Source organism: Stenotrophomonas sp. ZAC14A_NAIMI4_1 (assembly GCF_003086915.1).
Lineage (GTDB): Bacteria > Pseudomonadota > Gammaproteobacteria > Xanthomonadales > Xanthomonadaceae > Stenotrophomonas.
On sequence record NZ_CP026002.1, the window covers coordinates 3,300,653 to 3,317,227 of the forward strand.

At 67.2% G+C, this 16,575-nt stretch carries 16 protein-coding genes; 12 read left to right on the top strand and 4 right to left on the bottom strand.

Annotated features, from left to right (window positions below; all coding sequences use genetic code 11):
- Positions 1 to 17: 17 nt before the first annotated feature.
- Complete coding sequence (locus C1926_RS15030) at positions 18 to 938, top strand: M14 family metallocarboxypeptidase (RefSeq protein ID WP_108759731.1); 921 nt, start codon at positions 18 to 20, stop codon at positions 936 to 938.
- Between the two features lie 93 nt (positions 939 to 1,031).
- On the opposite strand, the gene C1926_RS15035 is transcribed toward C1926_RS15030, so the two are convergent.
- Positions 1,032 to 1,883: a LysR family transcriptional regulator gene (locus C1926_RS15035; RefSeq protein ID WP_108759732.1), complete on the bottom strand. Its 852-nt coding sequence runs from the start codon at positions 1,881 to 1,883 to the stop codon at positions 1,032 to 1,034.
- Positions 1,884 to 2,040: 157 nt separating this feature from the next.
- Between C1926_RS15035 and C1926_RS15040 the strand changes: the two genes are divergently transcribed.
- From C1926_RS15040 to betT, 4 genes are all read left to right on the top strand, one after another.
- Positions 2,041 to 2,397: an SMR family transporter gene (locus tag C1926_RS15040; protein WP_079222147.1), complete on the top strand. Its 357-nt coding sequence runs from the start codon at positions 2,041 to 2,043 to the stop codon at positions 2,395 to 2,397.
- Complete coding sequence (locus C1926_RS15045) at positions 2,394 to 2,714, top strand: multidrug efflux SMR transporter (protein WP_108759733.1); 321 nt, start codon at positions 2,394 to 2,396, stop codon at positions 2,712 to 2,714. Before C1926_RS15040 ends, C1926_RS15045 begins: the two co-directional genes overlap by 4 nt.
- Before the next feature lie 67 nt (positions 2,715 to 2,781).
- Positions 2,782 to 3,162 (top strand): VOC family protein, encoded by a 381-nt coding sequence (locus tag C1926_RS15050; RefSeq protein ID WP_108759734.1) that lies wholly within the window; start codon positions 2,782 to 2,784, stop codon positions 3,160 to 3,162.
- A gap of 135 nt (positions 3,163 to 3,297) precedes the next feature.
- The gene (betT, locus tag C1926_RS15055; RefSeq protein WP_108759735.1) at positions 3,298 to 5,277 is read left to right on the top strand and encodes a choline BCCT transporter BetT; all 1,980 of its coding nucleotides are present in this window, start codon (positions 3,298 to 3,300) and stop codon (positions 5,275 to 5,277) included.
- Positions 5,278 to 5,393: 116 nt separating this feature from the next.
- On the opposite strand, the gene C1926_RS15060 is transcribed toward betT, so the two are convergent.
- On the bottom strand, positions 5,394 to 6,371 hold the full coding sequence (locus C1926_RS15060; RefSeq protein WP_108759736.1) for a zinc-binding dehydrogenase: 978 nt from the start codon (positions 6,369 to 6,371) through the stop codon (positions 5,394 to 5,396).
- A 432-nt stretch (positions 6,372 to 6,803) separates the two neighbouring features.
- On the opposite strand from C1926_RS15060, the gene C1926_RS15065 reads away from it, so the two are divergent.
- From C1926_RS15065 to C1926_RS15080, 4 genes are all read left to right on the top strand, one after another.
- On the top strand, positions 6,804 to 9,167 hold the full coding sequence (locus tag C1926_RS15065) for a ribonucleoside-diphosphate reductase subunit alpha (protein ID WP_108759737.1): 2,364 nt from the start codon (positions 6,804 to 6,806) through the stop codon (positions 9,165 to 9,167).
- A gap of 99 nt (positions 9,168 to 9,266) precedes the next feature.
- Positions 9,267 to 10,307, top strand: coding sequence for a ribonucleotide-diphosphate reductase subunit beta (locus tag C1926_RS15070; RefSeq protein ID WP_079222141.1), 1,041 nt, complete (start codon positions 9,267 to 9,269; stop codon positions 10,305 to 10,307).
- A 13-nt stretch (positions 10,308 to 10,320) separates the two neighbouring features.
- Positions 10,321 to 10,800 (top strand): flavodoxin, encoded by a 480-nt coding sequence (locus C1926_RS15075; RefSeq protein ID WP_237772098.1) that lies wholly within the window; start codon positions 10,321 to 10,323, stop codon positions 10,798 to 10,800.
- Entirely contained in the window at positions 10,772 to 11,098 is a 327-nt protein-coding gene (locus tag C1926_RS15080) for a thioredoxin family protein (RefSeq protein ID WP_008266095.1), read from the top strand. Before C1926_RS15075 ends, C1926_RS15080 begins: the two co-directional genes overlap by 29 nt.
- 145 nt (positions 11,099 to 11,243) lie before the next feature.
- Here C1926_RS15080 and C1926_RS15085 read toward each other — a convergent pair whose 3' ends face one another.
- Positions 11,244 to 12,575 carry an Nramp family divalent metal transporter gene (locus C1926_RS15085; RefSeq protein WP_108759738.1) on the bottom strand — a complete coding sequence of 444 codons (1,332 nt, stop codon included), beginning with the start codon at positions 12,573 to 12,575 and terminating at the stop codon, positions 11,244 to 11,246.
- Between the two features lie 116 nt (positions 12,576 to 12,691).
- Between C1926_RS15085 and mntR the strand changes: the two genes are divergently transcribed.
- Positions 12,692 to 13,162 carry a manganese-binding transcriptional regulator MntR gene (gene mntR / locus C1926_RS15090; RefSeq protein ID WP_108746847.1) on the top strand — a complete coding sequence of 157 codons (471 nt, stop codon included), beginning with the start codon at positions 12,692 to 12,694 and terminating at the stop codon, positions 13,160 to 13,162.
- A 426-nt stretch (positions 13,163 to 13,588) separates the two neighbouring features.
- Here mntR and fabR read toward each other — a convergent pair whose 3' ends face one another.
- The gene (gene fabR / locus C1926_RS15095; protein ID WP_108759739.1) at positions 13,589 to 14,248 is read right to left on the bottom strand and encodes an HTH-type transcriptional repressor FabR; all 660 of its coding nucleotides are present in this window, start codon (positions 14,246 to 14,248) and stop codon (positions 13,589 to 13,591) included.
- Positions 14,249 to 14,340: 92 nt separating this feature from the next.
- On the opposite strand from fabR, the gene C1926_RS15100 reads away from it, so the two are divergent.
- Together C1926_RS15100 and C1926_RS15105 are read left to right on the top strand one after the other, a co-directional pair.
- Positions 14,341 to 15,411 carry a ferredoxin reductase gene (locus tag C1926_RS15100; protein ID WP_237772067.1) on the top strand — a complete coding sequence of 357 codons (1,071 nt, stop codon included), beginning with the start codon at positions 14,341 to 14,343 and terminating at the stop codon, positions 15,409 to 15,411.
- Between the two features lie 12 nt (positions 15,412 to 15,423).
- Positions 15,424 to 16,572 (top strand): acyl-CoA desaturase, encoded by a 1,149-nt coding sequence (locus C1926_RS15105; RefSeq protein ID WP_108759741.1) that lies wholly within the window; start codon positions 15,424 to 15,426, stop codon positions 16,570 to 16,572.
- Positions 16,573 to 16,575 lie beyond the last annotated feature (3 nt).

Below are 16,575 nucleotides of genomic sequence, written 5' to 3' on the forward strand. Positions count from 1 at the left end.
GACTGCCGAGATCTGCCATGTCCACTGCCGCTTTCTATCCCGTCGGAACCCCTGGCCAGCCGTGGGGCACGGCGGAACGGGAGCAGTGGCGCGGCCGCCAGCAGCGCCTGCGCCGCTATGACCAGGAAGTGCTGCCGCGCATCGAAGCGCTGGCCGGCCGCTTCGAGAAGGTGGCCTATGGCCAGCTCGACTATGCCGGTGAGACCTACACCCTGTTCGCCCTGCGCAGCCACGACTGGAACCCGGCCCTGCCGGCGGCGCTGGTCACCGGTGGCGTGCACGGCTACGAGACCAGCGGCGTGATGGGGGCGCTGGATTTCCTGGAACAGCACGCGGCCGACTACGCCGGCAAGGCCAACCTGCTGGTGGCGCCGTGCGTGAACCCGTGGGGCTTCGAGCGCATCAACCGCTGGAACTACGATGCGATCGACCCGAACCGCAATTTCCGCGTTGATGGCCCGGCCCGTGAATCGACCGCCGTCATCGCGCTGATCGCCCCGTACCAGGGCCAGTTCGCGCTGCACATCGACCTGCACGAGACCACCGACAGCGACGAGAGCGAGTTCCGCCCGGCGCTGGCCGCGCGCGATGGCAAGCCGTTCGAGCCGGGCCTGATTCCCGATGGCTTCTATCTGGTCGATGACAGCGAGAACCCGCAGCCGGCGTTCCAGCAGGCAGTGATCGCTGCGGTCGAGCAGGTGACCCACATCGCTCCGGCGGATGAGAAGAACGAGATCATCGGTTCGCCGGTGGTCGCCCACGGCGTCATCGAGTACCCGCTGGTGAAGCTGGCGCTGTGCGCGGGCATCACCGGTGCGAAGTACACCACCACCACCGAGGTCTACCCGGACAGCCCGCGGGCGACGCCGGAGCAGTGCAACGACGCGCAGGTGGCGGCGGTGCGCTCGGCGCTGGAGTACGCGCTGGCCCACCGTTGACCGGTTGAAATCCTTCGCATCCATGCATGGCGTGGATCTACTGATGGGGAGTGCCGGCCGCTGGCCGGCAATCGCGGGACAACCTCCTCGCGATCACCCCAATGCGTCGGCCCACCACAACGCGGCCGGCCCTGGCGGGCTGTCGCGGCTGCGCACCAGGTCGCTGTGGATGCGCCGCGGCCAGCCGGGCAGGCGCAGCTCCAGCAGCCGCCCGCGGTCGTAGCGCTGCACCAGTGCCCGCGGCAGTTCAGCCCAGCCGATGCCGTCCTCGGCCATCTCCATCACCATCAGGTAGTCCGAGGCCGTCCACACCCGGCCAGCGGCGGCGCGTGCGTGGTCGGCCTGCGCGCTCAGCCGCACCTGCCGGTGCCGGGCCAGCTGCTGCGAAGCACGCGTGCCGGCCCGTGCCAGCGGATGCTCGAGGGCCACGTAGATCGCCAGCTCGCTGTGGTGGGCCAGCGGCTGCGCCAGCAGCGCATCGGGATAGCGGTCCTGTCGTGGCAGCAGGCCCAGGTCGGCGCGCGCGCTGGCGACGATCTCCAGCACATCGCGGCCTTCGGCATCCAGCCATTCCAGCTCCACCTCGGGAAACGCCTCAGCAAAACGCTGCAGCACGCGTTGCGCCGGGTCGAGCTGGTAGACATCGGAGAACACCACGGTCAGCCGCGGCTCGATGGGCGCGGCCAGGCGTACGCTCAACTGCTGCAGGCGCTGGTCGGCGGCGAGGATCTCCTGCGCGTGTCCGAGCACCTCGCGCCCGGCTTCGGTCAGCTGCGGGTAGCGCGCGCTGCGGTCGAACAGGGCCACGCCCAGGTCGGCTTCCAGATGGGCGATGGCGGTGCTGACGGTGGACTGGGTCTTGCGCAGGCGACGTGCCGCTGCGGAGAACGAACCAAGCGCAGCGGCCTCGACGAAGGCCTGCAGGGATTCGGGAGAGTAGGGCATCGATCCATCGCTCCTGTCGATGGAATCCATCTTGGGGCCAACGTAAAAGGCGATGATACTGCCTCCCGTGCCTACCGCCCTCCTGCGGCAGGCAGCGCGCTTCCACGCACGGCGTGGATCTACCCTCCGGCTCCGGCGCGGCCACAAGGAGTTCCCCATGTCCCGCATTGTTCCTGCCCGTGGCGCGCTGGTCGCCTGGGCCTGCCTGACCGTGGCAATCGTCGCCGAAGTGGTCGGCACGTCGTTCATGGCCCACGCCGCCCGCGATGGCGGCTGGGTCGGCTATGCGGTGATGGCGGCCGCACTGGCCCTGTCGTATTACTTCCTGGCGTTGTCGGTGCGCCGCATCGCGGTGGGCGTGGCCTATGCCGTGTGGGAAGGCCTGGGCCTGACCCTGCTGACCGTGGTCGGTGTGTGGGTGTTCGGCGAGCACCTGTCGCTGCAGCAGCTGGCCGGCCTGGGGCTGGCGGTGGTCGGCATCGTCTGCGTCACCCTGGGGGAGGCGCACGCATGAACATGACCGCACTGTTTTTCGTGATCTGTTCGGCCCTGATCGACGTGGCCGCCAACATGATGGTGGCCCGATCCGATGGCTTCCGCCGCTGGCGCTGGGGTGCCGGGGCCATCGTGCTGGTCTGGATCGCTTTCGCGATGCTGGGCCAGGCAGTGCGCCACATCGACCTCGCCACGGCCTATGCGTTGTGGGGTGCCATCGGTGTGATCGGCACGGCCACCTGCGGCCGCCTGCTGTTCGGCAACCGGCTGCGCCCCATCGGCTGGGTGGGCATCGCCCTGGTCACCGCTGCGGTCCTGCTGCTCAGCACCGCCTGAGCGGCGGCGATTGCGGCGCGCGATGGGGGGGCCGACACTGCAGGCATCCCGCAATGGAGTGCCCGCCATGTTCAGCCACATCACCGTCGGTTCCAACGATCTTGCGATCTCGCGCCGTTTCTACGACGCCCTGTTCGTCGCCATGGGCGGGCGCCCGGGCATGACTGACGAGGACGGCAAACTGGTCTACATCAAGGAGGGGCGGATGTTCATCGTCACCCCACCCATCGATGGCCAGCCGGCCTGCCACGCCAACGGCGGCACCATTGGTTTCGCGCTGCAGTCCCCGCAGGCGGTGCATGCCTGGCAGGATGCCGGCGTGGCCCAGGGCGGCAGCGCCATTGAAGCGCCGGCCGGTGTGCGCCACAAGGCGGGGCGCCAGCTGTACCTGGCCTACCTGCGCGATCCGGATGGCAACAAGCTGTGCGGTGTACACGTGATGGGCTGAGCGGCGCGGCGCGCGCGTGATAGCACGCGGCACCTGTCGGCGGGCTGTCGTTGCAACCCCGCACTTCATCCTGCGTCCACTGCCGTTCATGCAGACTCGGTCGGCTAATCCCTGATCGACCGGAGAAGGCTGCCGATGGAAGCACTGGAGCCTCAACACACCCCGGTGCGCACTCTCCGGCCTGTCTTCGCCTTCGCGGCGATCGTTGTCGTTGCCTTCGCACTGTTCGTCAGCCTGTTCCCGCTGGGGGCCGGCCGCCTGCTGCTGAAGGCGCAGGACTGGGCCGCACTCAACGTCGGCTGGTACTACCTGCTGGCGATGACCCTGTACCTGGTGTTCGTGGTGGGCGTGGCGCTGTCCAAGTACGGCGGCATCAAGCTCGGTGCCGACCACGATGAGCCGGAATTCAGCTATCTCTCGTGGGCCGGCATGCTGTTCGCCGCCGGCATCAGCATCACCCTGTTCTTCTTCTGCGTTTCCGAGCCGCTGACCCATTACCTGCAGCCGCCGCAGGGCGAGGCCGCCGCCGGCGAGGCAGGCGCGCGGCAGGCCATGCAGCTGCTGTTCCTGCACTGGGGCCTGCATGGCTGGGGCGTGTTCGCGCTGGCGGCCATGGCGATGGCCTATTTCGCCTACCGCCACAACCTGCCGCTGGCGCTGCGCTCGGCACTGTACCCGCTCATCGGCAAGCGCATCAACGGCCCCATCGGCTACACCGTGGATGCACTGGGCATCGTCGCCACCGTGTTCGGCATCGGTGCCGACATGGGTTTCGGCGTGCTGCACCTCAACGCCGGCCTGACCCACCTGTTCAACGTGCCGCACTCCAACCTGGTGCAGATCCTGCTGGTGGCGAGCATGATGGGCGCCGCCGTGGCGGTGGCCGTGTCCGGGGTGGAGAAGGGCGTGCGCTGGATGGCCAACATCAACATGCTGCTGGCCATCGCGCTGGTGCTGTTCATGCTGTGCGCCGGCCCCACCCAGTACCTGCTCAGCACGCTCATGCAGAACCTGGGCGATTACCTGGGCAGCGTGGTCGGCAAAAGCTTCGACGTGTATGCCTATGGCGGCCGCCCGCAGTGGCTGGGTGGCTGGACGGTGTTCTACTGGGCCTGGTGGATCGGCTGGGCGCCGTTCGTGGGCCTGTTCATCGCGCGCATCTCGCGTGGCCGCACCATCCGCGAATTCGTGTTCGGCGTGCTGCTGATACCGCTCGGTTTCACCCTGGCGTGGCTGTCGATCTTCGGCAACAGTGCGCTGGACCAGGTGCTGCACCATGGCCAGCAGCAGCTGGCACAGCTGGCGGTGGATGATCCGCCCACGGTGCTGTACGCGCTGCTGGATGGCTACCCATGGAGCCGGGTGGTGATTGCGGTGACCGTGCTGGTGAGCTTCATCTTCTTCGTCACCTCGGCCGATTCGGGCGCGGTGGTGCTGTCCACGCTGTCCTCGCACGGCGGTGCGCCCGAGGACGACGGCCCGCGCTGGCTGCGCGTGTTCTGGGGCACGGTCATCGCGGTGCTCACCGCAGGCCTGCTGCTGGCCGGCAGCATCGATGCGCTGAAATCGGCGGTGGTGCTGGCCTCGCTGCCGTTCTCGGCGGTGCTGCTGCTGATGATGTGGGGCCTGACCCGCGCCTTCAGTGACGAATCGCACCGCGAGCGCGCGCAGCAGTTCCGGCCCTCACCGCTGATCGGCGATGACCGCCACCACCAGGGCTGGCGCCAGCGCCTGAGCCAGGCCATGCACTTCCCGGTGCGCGACCAGGTCTACCGCTTCATGGACGATACGGTGAAGCCGGCGATGGAAGCGGTGGCCGAGCAGCTGCGCGGGCAGGGCTGGGATGTGGCCACGCGCTTCGAGGCGGGCGACATGGAACTGTCGGTCAACCACGGCGAGCAGCAGGATTTCCTGTACCGGGTGATCCTCAGCGGCTACCTGACGCCATCGTTCGCTGCCCAGCAGCTGCGCAACCAGCGCTACTACCGCGCCGAAGTGCACCTGTTCGAAGGCAGCCAGGACTACGACCTGGTCGGCTACAGCCGCAAGCAGATCATCAACGACATCATCAGCCAGTACGAACGGCACCTGCAGTTCCTGCATCTGAGCCGTTGATGCACGACCGCCGGGCATGGCCCGGCGCTACGTAGAGTCGAGCTTGCTCGACTGCCGTTGCCAGAAGCCGTCGAGCAAGCTCGACTCTACGAAAGCGGGTGCGGACGGCGGGTCTGTCAGACCCGCAGCAGCACCTTGCCGCCGCGCCCCGGCTGCGCGCTTGCAGTGGCCGCGGCCTGGATGTCATCCAGCGCGAAGATGCCGTCCACCGGCAGGGTCAGCTCGCCGCTGGCCGCGCGCTGCAGCAGTTCGCCCACCAGCCGGCGCTTGTCTTCCACCGGCATCGCCTGGCTGACCTTGCTGCCCCAGAAGCCCTTCACCGTGGCTTCCTTGTAGATCAGGCCGCTGGCGGGAATGCGCATCGCCTCGCCACTCATCACGCCGAACGAGACCAGGGTGCCGTGCAGGCCAAGCAGCTCGACCAGATCGGCGCTGGCATCGCCACCGATGGAATCGACCGCAGCGGCCGCCTGCGCTTCGCCCGTGGCCGCGCGCACGCGGTCCTTCCAGCCGTCCTGCGACGTATCAAACACGTGGTCGATACCGAGCGCCTGCAGCTGCGCGACCGCCTTGGCATTGCGCACCAGGTTGGCCACGTTGACCCCGCGTGCGCGCGCCAGCATCGCCAGCGATTTGCCGACGGCGCCGTTGGCGGTGTTCTGCACGATCCACTGGCCGGCCTCGACGTGCAGGAATTCCAGCAGCATCAGGGCGCTCAGCGGCATTGCGATCAACTGTGCCGCGGTTTCATCGGCGATGGCGTCCGGCATCGGGATGACCATGCGCGCCGGCGCGATGAACGCCTCGGCCCAGGTGGCATGCACCGACGCAGCGGCAACGCGCTGGCCGACCTGCAGGCCCTGCACGCCTTCGCCGAGGGCATCGACCACGCCCAGTGCTTCGCTGCCGCCGACTGCAGGCAAGGTCGGCTTGTAGCCATACAGGCCGCGCACCGTCAGCAGGTCGTGGTTGTGGATGGAGGCAAGCGTGGTGCGGATGCGTACCTCGCCGGGGCCGGGCTCGGGCAGGGCGACATCGGCGATGGCAAGGACGGTGGCGGGATCGCCGAAGGCGGTGTACTGGGCAGCACGCATGGGGGACTTCCGGTTGAAAAGGAGGTTGTAACCAACTGGGGATGGCGGCGCCGTGGACAAGGCGCCGGTGGTGCAACACGGCATCCTGCGACGGATCGTCGCGGCATGTCGTGATTACCGCATCTTGTGTTGACGGTTCGACCCATCCCCACTATGTTGTGGCCGTCACCCCCGGTCAGCCGCCGCCGCCGGACATGCAGCAAACGTCCCGCGGCCCGCCCCTGAAGGCTTGCCGTGTCGACGCGGCCGCCATCGTGCGGACACAGGTCGCCCCCACGGCCCGGATACCGGCCGCAGGCGCAGGCTATCGCCGACGACCTCGTGTTCCCGCGCTTTGGCTTACATCCCCGATCGCCCCGTGCGCCGGTATCGCGTGCTGGGCCGCCATGGCATCGACCGCCACCGCGCGTGCGAGCCTGGAGTTCCACCACCATGACCGACAACACCTACCGCACGGCCGATCTGGCCGGCGCCGGCGACGCTTTGCGCGCTGCAGGCGAGCACGTGCCGACCTGGATCACCAAGGAAGCGGGCAACCGCCGGCTGCCGTTCGACGCCGGACGCCTGCAGCGCAGCATCGACAGCGTGCACGCCGAGTTCCCGCAGCTGGACGTGGGCGACTACCGCCGCGTGGTGCAGGCGATGGTCGAGCGCAAGCCCAGCATCAGCGCCGATGACCTGGTGGACCTGCTGATCCGCGAGGCCGAATCGCGCGTGGACCTGGTGGCGCCGGAGTGGGAGCAGTTCGCCGCGCGGCTGTACCTGCGCCGGCTGTACAAGCGTGCCAGCCGCAACCGCTTCTACGATGTCAGCCTGAAATACGGTTCCTACGTGGGCCTGCAGGAAAGCCTGGCCGACCGCGGCGTGTACAGCAACGACATCCTGCGCTGCTATTCGAAGGACGAACTGCAGCAGGCCGGCCAGATGATCGAGCCCGAGCGCGACCGCCTGTTCGCCTACAACGGCCTGTACCTGCTGGCCACGCGCTATCTGGCCAGCGATCGCAGCCGCGAGGTGTACGAACTGCCGCAGGAGCGTTGGCTGACCATCGCGCTGTACCTGATGCAGGACGAGAAGCCCAGGGAACGCCGCATGCAGCTGGTGGGCGAGGCCTACTGGGCGCTGTCCAACCTGTACATGACGGTGGCCACGCCGACCCTGGCCAACGCCGGGAAGGTCGGCGGGCAGCTGTCCAGCTGCTTCATCGATACGGTGGATGACAGCCTGCAGGGCATCTATGACTCCAACACCGATATCGCCCGGGTGTCCAAGCACGGTGGCGGCGTGGGTGCTTACCTCGGCTATGTGCGCAGCAGCGGCGCGCCGATCCGCGGCGTGCCCAATTCCTCCGGCGGCGTGGTGCCGTGGATCAAGCAGCTCAACAACACCGCCGTGTCGGTCGATCAGCTCGGCCAGCGCAAGGGCGCGGTGGCGGTGTATCTGGACATCTGGCATCGCGACATCGAGGCGTTCCTCGATCTGCGCCTGAACAATGGCGACCAGCGGCTGCGCGCGCATGACGTGTTCACTGCGGTCTGCGTGCCCGATCTGTTCATGGAGGCGGTGGAGCGCCGGGCCGACTGGTACCTGTTCGACCCGCACGAGGTGAAGCAGGCCAAGGGCTGGTACCTGCAGGACTTCTACGATGAGACGCGGGGTGCGGGCAGCTTCCGCGACCGCTATGCCGAACTGGTGGGCGACGAACGCATCAGCCGCCGCACGGTGCGTGCCATCGACCTGTTCAAGCGGATCATGGTCAGCCAGCTGGAGACCGGCAACCCGTTCCTGTTCTACCGCGATGAAGTGAACCGCAAAAACCCGAACAAGCACGCGGGCATGGTCTATTCCAGCAACCTGTGCACCGAGATCCTGCAGAACATGAGCCCGACGCGGATGATCCAGGAGATCGTCAGCGGCGACCAGATCGTCACCACGCGCCGCGCCGGCGATTTCGTGGTCTGCAACCTGTCCTCGATCAACCTCGGACGGGCCATCACCGCACCGGACGATCTGCTGGCCAAGGATGTGCTGGAGCGGCTGATTCCCATCCAGGTGCGCATGCTCGACAACGTCATCGACCTCAATGCACTGCCGGTACCGCAGGCCACCATCACCAACCGCAAGTACCGCGCCATCGGGCTGGGCACCTTCGGCTGGCATCACCTGCTCGCGCAGCAGGGCATCCAGTGGGAGACGGCAGAGGCCGAGACGCTGTCGGACACGCTGTTCGAGCGCATCAATTTCCTGACCATCCAGGCCAGCCTGCAGCTGGCGCGCGAAAAGGGCAGCTACCCGATGTTCGCGGGCAGCGACTGGCAGACCGGTGCCTATTTCCGTGACCGCCGCTACGAAGGCGCCGCCTGGGACAGCCTGGCCCGCGACGTGGCCACGCATGGCCTGCGCAACGGCTGGCTGCTGGCGGTGGCGCCGAACATGAGTACCGCGCAGATCGCCGGATCCACCGCGTCGATCGATCCGATCTACAGCGCGTTCTACTACGAGGAAAAGAAGGACTTCCGCCGGCCCGTGGCCGCACCGGGGTTGTCGCTGGAGACGTGGCCCTACTACGAGAAGGGCGCCTACAAGGTCGACCAGTTCGCCAGCGTGCGGCAGAACGCCCGCCGCCAGCGCCACGTCGACCAGGCCATCAGCTTCAACCTGTACGTGCCCAGCACCATCCGCGCAAGCACCCTGCTGGAGCTGCACCTGAGCGCGTGGCGCGAGGGCCTGAAAACTACCTACTACGTGCGCTCCAACGACATCGACATCAGCGAATGCGAGTGGTGCTCCAGCTGACGACCCACGGTAGCGCCGGGCCACGCCCGGCGAGCGCATCGCGCGACCGTCATTCATTCCGCCGGGCATGGCCCGGCGCTACCCCCTGCAGGTAAGACCATGGCAACCCCCCTCGACCGCATCAAGATCCTCGAACCACGCCATCCCAACCGCAGCACCGGCATCATCAACGGACGCACCAGTGGCATCCTCAACTGGAACGACATTCCGTACCCGTCGTTCTATCGGGCCTACAAGGAGCTGTCGACCAACTTCTGGATCCCCGACGAGGTCGACATGAAGCTGGACGCGCGCCAGTACGGCGAGCTGTCCGGGCGCGAGAAGAACGCTTACGACTCGATCATCGGCCTGCTGGCCACGCTCGATTCGCCGCAGACCCGCTTCATCTACAACGTGGCCGAGTACATCACCGACCCGGCGGCACATGCCAACGCGGCGATCATCGGCCAGCAGGAAGTGATCCACAACGAGAGCTACAGCTACGTGCTGGCCTCGATCACCGACCTGCCCAACCAGAACCGCGTGTTCGAACTGGCGCGCACCCATCCGACCATCATCAAGCGCAATGCGCCGATCATGGGGGCGTATGACGATTTCATGCGCGAGAAGACCGCCGAGACCCTGCTGAAGTCGCTGATCCAGTCGTCGATCCTGGAAGGCATCAACTTCTATTCCGGTTTTGCGTACTTCTACAACATGGTCCGGCAGAACCGCATGACCGGTACCGGCAAGATCATCAGCTTCATCAACCGCGACGAGCTGGCCCACACCAAGTTCATCAGCGAGCTGATCCGCGCCATCATCGGCGAGAACCCGGAGCTGCAGACCAACGAACTGACGGCGTACGTGCACCAGGCCTTCGAGCACGCCATCGAGCTGGAAACCCAGTGGTCGTCGGAAGTGCTGGACGGCATCGACGGCATCGACGTCGAGGAGATGACCCGCTACGTGAAGTACCGCGCCAACAAGATGGCCGGCATGCTGGGCATCGAGCGCCTGTACAGCGACACCACCGACAACGTGATGCCGTGGATCAAGGCCTACGCCGACAACTTCACCGAAACCAAGACCGACTTCTTCGAGATGCGCAATGCAAGTTACAAGAAGACCAACGTCGACAACGGCTTCGACGACCTCTGAGCCGGGCGCGGCGCTGCGCATCCTGTTGGTGGTGGCCTCGTTGAGTGGCAACACCCGCGAGCTGGGCCGGCACATCCAGGCGCGCTGCCAGGCGGCCGGGCATGTGGTGCACTGGCAGGAGGCCGATGACCTGCGCGCGGCCGCGCCGCTGGCCGCCGATGAAGCCGACCTGGTGCTGCTGGGCTGCTGGACCGACAACGCCGGGCGGACGCCTTCGGAGATGAAGGCCTGGGTGGCCGGCATCGCCGAGCGCGGCCAGCGCCCACGCCAGCTGGCGGTGTTCGGGACCGGCGAAACGCAGTGGGGGCAGGAGTACTACTGCGGCGCCGTGCACCGGTTGATCCGCTACTTCAACAGCAGCTACCCGCCGCTGGAAATCGAACAGATGCCGCATGGCGAACGCCACGCCGCGGCCATCGACGCCTGGACCGATACGGTCCTGGCCCACTACAGGAGCACCTGCGATGCAGATCATCGACGCCACCACGCCTGAGCAGTTCCAGCAGCTGCTGGCCGAGCACCCGCGGGTGCTGGTGGATTTCCACAAGGACCAGTGCCCGGGCTGCCGGATGCTGGAGATGTCGCTGCACCGCGTGGCCAACAGCGTGGCAGGGCAGGGCACGACGCTGCTGCGCGTGCAGCTGGAGGTGCTGGGCGAAGCGTTCTTCCGCGAACTGGGGCTGCGGCAGACGCCGACGCTGTCGTTGTTCCGAGATGGTGACGAGCGGCAGCGCCTGCCAGGATTCCAGTCGCCGCAGCAGATAGAAGCCGCGATCGCGCTGCATCTGTAGCGCTTGCGCGGTGCAGGATGGGCATCCACGCATGGCGTGGATCTACTGTAGAGCCGAGCCCATGCTCGGCTGCCGTTCGCGCGATGCGTGATGAAAGGCTGGGGCCAGAGCCCTTGCCTGCGGCAAGGGATCCGACCCCTGCGGGTTACGCGCCGGCGAAGGTATCCACCAGCAGCTTCACGTTCAACGTGACGATCACCACGGCGATCACCCAGGCGATGCTGCCCAGCCAGCGCGGGGCCACCAGCGCGCCCATCGTGGCCTTGTCGGTCACGAGACGTACCAGCGGAATGATCGCAAATGGCAACTGCATCGACAGCACCACCTGGCTCAGCACCAGCAGCTTCACCGCGCCCTGGTCGCCGAACAGCAGGATCACCACCACCACCGGGATGATCGCCAGCGCCCGGGTGATCAACCGGCGCAGCCACGGGGGCAGGCGCAGGTGCAGGAACCCTTCCATCACGATCTGTCCGGCCAGGGTGGCGGTCACTGTGGAATTCAGGCCTGAAGCGAGCAGGGCCACCGCGAACAGGGTCGAGGCCAGGCCTACGCCCAGCATCGGTGCCAGCAGTTGATGCGCCTGCTCGATGTCCTCCACGTCGAACCGGCCGTTGGCATGGAAGACGGCAGCCGCCAGGATCAGGATGCTGGCATTGATGAACAGGGCAAGGGTCAGGGCGATGGTGCTGTCGGTCACCGCCCAGCGCAGTGCGCTGCGGCGCCCTTCATCGGTGCGTGGATACGCGCGCGTCTGCACGATGGACGAGTGCAGATAGAGGTTGTGCGGCATCACCGTGGCACCAATGATGCCGATGGCGATGTACAGCGCATGCGGATCGGTGACCACCTGCGTGCGCGGGATGAAGCCGCCCAGCACCTCCATCACCGGCGGTGCGGCCAGTGCGATCTGCACCAGGAAGCAGCCGAAGATGATCATCAGCAGGGCGATGACGAAGGCTTCCAGCGCGCGGAAGCCGCGGTTCATCAGCAGCAGCACCAGCAGCGTGTCCAGTGCGGTGATCACCGCGCCCCACAGCAGTGGCAGGTCGAACAGCAGCTTCAGTGCGATGGCGGTGCCGATCACCTCGGCCAGGTCGCAGGCGATGATCGCTGCTTCGCACAGGCCCCACAGCGCAAGGTTTACCGGTTTGGGGTAGCGCGCGCGGCAGGCCTGGGCCAGGTCCATGCCGGTGGCGATGCCCAGCCGGGCCGACAAGGCCTGCAGGATCACCGCCATCAGGTTGGAGATGAGGATGACCGACAGCAGCAGGTAGCCGAAGCGCGAGCCGCCGGCCAGGTCGGTGGCCCAGTTGCCCGGGTCCATGTAGCCGACCGAGACCATGTAGCCGGGGCCGATGAAGGCCAGCAGGCGGAACCACCAGTGGCCCTTTTCGGGTACGGCCACCGAGGCGTTGAGCGCGCCGAGACTGGCTGCAGGGGCGGCCGGGGAGTCGGTGGGCGCGACGGTGTTCATGGTTGCAATATAGCCACTGCTATATCCATTAGCAATGTGAAACAATCGTCTTTGCTGCGTCACTGGTCCAGAATTCAGGTTCAGATCCGGAATACCTCGGCAGGACAGGCACACGCGTGGGCAAGACAGGCGCTTCGACATCGGCAAAGAACCCCCCCTTGATCGAGGCCGAGCGCCAGGTCGAGAGCTTCCGGCAGGTGCGCGAGGCACACCGGATGGAGCTGGTCGAGGACTACGTGGAGCTGATCTCCGACCTGCTGGCCGATGGCGGCGAGGCGCGCCAGGTTGACATCGCCACCCGCCTGGGCGTGGCGCAGCCAACGGTGGCGAAGATGCTGCGGCGCCTGGCCCGTGATGGTTGGGTGGTGCAGCGGCCGTACCGGGGCGTGTTCCTGACCCCGGAAGGCGAGGCGCTGGCCCACGCCAGCCGCGAGCGGCACCAGACCGTGGAGCGCTTCCTGCTGGCGCTGGGCGTCGACCCGGACACGGCGCGGCGCGATGCCGAGGGCATCGAGCACCATGTGAGCGAGCAGACGCTGGCGCTGTTTGAAGCGTTCGTGCGCAAGGCCGAGGGCGGGGCGGGCTGAGGCTTTGGGGCAGGGCTTGCTGCCCTGCACCCGCACAATCAACGTCCACGTCCACGTCCACGTCAAAAGCGGGCTATCCGTGGGATGGCGGGGTGGGTCCGGTTGAGGGGGACGCTGCAAGTACGTCCATGTAAGCTCGGTCGCCGCATCCATGCGGCTCACGCCCCCTCAACCGGACCCACCCCGCCTTCGACAATTGGCCGCGAGCTGTCGGAACGGCATGACGCTCCTGTTGGTCGGCACGGGGTCGGATCCCGTTGCGACGCAACGGGCTCTGACCCCTCCAGGAAGCGGAATTTGTAGAGTCGAGCTTGCTCGACTATCGATTTCCGGCGCGCCAGTTGGTCACTGCTGTTGGTGGGTGCCGACCGTTGGTCGGCATGGGGTCAGAGCCGTTTCCCGTGGAAACGGATCCGACCCCGGTGCTTAGCGGCCGCGGCGGAACGCGGCCGGGCTGCGGGCGCCGACGATGATCATGCGGATCATCGTGGAAATCTGTTCGATCAGCTCCGGGTCTTTCTCCGGCGGCTGGTCCATCGCGGTGGCGCCCATGGCAAACACCAGGCGGGTGATGGCGGTGGCCACCAGTTCCGGCTTGTAGAGCTTGGCGCCGTCCAGCGCGGCCAGGCGAACCAGGTCGTGCTGCAGCTCTTCTTCGAAATAGTGCAGTTCGCGTTCAACCGCGTGCTTGAAATCATCCGAGCCCACCGCGCCTTCGCGCAGCAGCACGTGCAGCAGCTTGTCGTCTGCGCGCAGCTGCTCCATGAAGGTTTCCACCGATACGCGCACGACGCTGGTCGCACTGGACGTGGCGCGCTGGCGCGCTTCGCCGATGATCGTGCGCAGTGAGCGGCCGGCCACGTCGATGAGCGCCACGGCCAGTTCGTCCATGTCGCGGAACTGCCGGTAGAAGCTGTTCGGGGCAATGCCAGCTTCGCGCGCGACTTCGCGCAGGCTCAGCGTGGACAGGCTGCGGTGCGGGCCGATCAGTTTCAGCGCGGCGGCCAACAGATCCTCGCGGCTCACCGTACGGCGGGCCGGGCTGTTGGCATCTTCGGGCGGCGACAGAACTGTGGCGGCGGCCATGGCACTTCCGGAGGGGCAAGGCTGAATCATACCCAATCCGGAGCAATATACACATGTATACACAGGTGTATGTGCGGCCGTATAGTGCGCCCATGAGCGCTGTGATCCGTCCCTCCCTGTTTTCCCCGTACCGCTGGCTGTCGCCGTCGCTGTTCGATTTCTGGGCGGGCCAGCTGAATCCGTTGTGGACCCTGCGCGAGCCCCTGGCCCGCCTGGTCCGGCGCGAGCCGGCCGGCGAGGGCGCCGCCACCCTGGTCCTGCGCTGCAACCGGCACTGGGCCGGCATGCGCGCCGGCCAGCACATCACCTTGGGCGTGGAGCTTGAAGGACGCGTGTTGCGCCGCAGCTACAGCCCGACCGCGCTGGGTCGCCGCGAGCTGGCCATCACCGTCAAGGCGGTCGAGGGCGGCGCCATCAGCCAGCACCTGGTCCACCACGCCAAGCCGGGCGATCTGTTCCGCCTGGACGCGGCCTTTGGTGACTTCCACATGCCCGCCGCCGCCCCGGTGCTGCTGCTGGCCGCCGGCAGCGGCATCACGCCCATGCGCAGCCTGCTGCGCGAGGCCTGCCGCCGCCCGCTGGCCGCGCCGGTGGACCTGTTCTACTGGGAACGCAACGCCGCCGCGTTCCAGTTCCGTGAGGAACTGCAGGCGCTGGCCGCGGCCACCCCGAACCTGCGCGTGCACCTGCTGACCACCCGCGAAGGCGAGGTCCCGGCTGCGCGCATCACCACCCATTCGCTGGCCGTGCCCGGCGACGACACCCCGCTGGCCCAGCGCCACGTGCTGGCGTGTGGCCCGGATGGTTTCGTGGCGGCTGCACGGCAACGCCTGGTGCACCAGGTGGCCGGTTTCCAGGCCGAGGCCTTCACCCCGCCGGCACCGCTCAGCGATGCCGACAGTGCCGGCGAGATCGCCCTGACCCTGGCCCGCAGTGGCCGCCAGCTGAAGGTCGCGCGCGGCCGTTCGCTGCTGGAAAGCCTGGAAGCGCAGGGCATCAAGCCCAAGCACGGCTGCCGCATGGGTATCTGCAACAGCTGCACCTGCGACCGCGTCAGTGGCACCACCCGCCACCTGCGCACCGGTGAAATGCAGTCCGAAACGGCGCAGCCGGTGCGGATCTGCGTGAGCGCACCGACCACCGACCTGACTTTGGATCTCTGAGGACCTGCTGCCATGACCCGCGCTTCCGACCGTGCCCTGAGCCCCGCCGAGATGAACGCCTTCGGTGCCGAGCTCGACGCGATCCGTGACCGTATCCTGGGCAGCCTCGGCGCCTCCGACACCCGCTACATCCGCCGCGTGGCCGCCGCCGTGCGCTGGTCGGGCGTGCTGGGCCGTGGCCTGCTGTTCCTGGGCGCGTTCTCGCCCCTGTTCTGGGCGCCGCTGCTGTGGCCGGCCTGCATCGCCGGCACCCTGCTGCTGGCGCTGGCCAAGATCCTGGAGAACATGGAGCTGGGCCATAACGTGATGCACGGCCAGTACGACTGGACCGGCGACCCCAAGCTCAGCGGCAACACCTACGAGTGGGACATCGTTGCCACCGCCGACAACTGGCGCAAGACCCACAATTTCCGCCACCACACCTACACCAACGTGCGTGGCATGGACGATGACATCGGCTACGGCCTGCTGCGCATCTTCCCGGAACAGCGCTGGTCGCCGTTCTACCTGCTGCAACCGATCATCGCACCGATCTTCGCGCTGCTGTTCCAGTGGGGCGTGGCTGCACAGGACCTGCGCCTGGGCCGCTGGTTCAAGGGCCGCATCAGCAGCCGTGCGATGTGGCTGCAGACCCGCCCGGTGGCACGCAAGATGCTGCGCCAGGTGCTGAAGGACTACGTGTTCTTCCCGCTGCTGGCCGGCCCGTTCTTCCTGCCGGTGATGCTGGGCAACCTGGTCGCCAACGGCATGCGCAACGTCTGGACCTACGTGATCATCTTCTGCGGCCACTTCACCGCCGAATCGGAAACCTTCCCGAAGGAATGCCTGCGCAATGAATCGCGCGGCCACTGGTACCTGCGCCAGTTGCGTGGTTCGTCCAACATCAGCGGTGGCTTCATCATCAACGTGCTGTCGGGCAACCTCAGCCACCAGATCGAACACCACTTCTACCCGGACCTGCCGGCCAACCGCTATGCGGCCATTGCCAAGGAAGTGAAGGACATCTGCCGCCGCTACGGCCAGCATTACAACAACGGCTCGCTGCCGCGCCAGTTCGCCCAGGTGGTCTGGCGCATCCTGCGCCACGCCTTCCCGAGCAAGCCGCGCCGGCTGCCGATGCCGGACATCATGCCGGCACCGGCGCCCGCCAACGCGGGCTGAGGC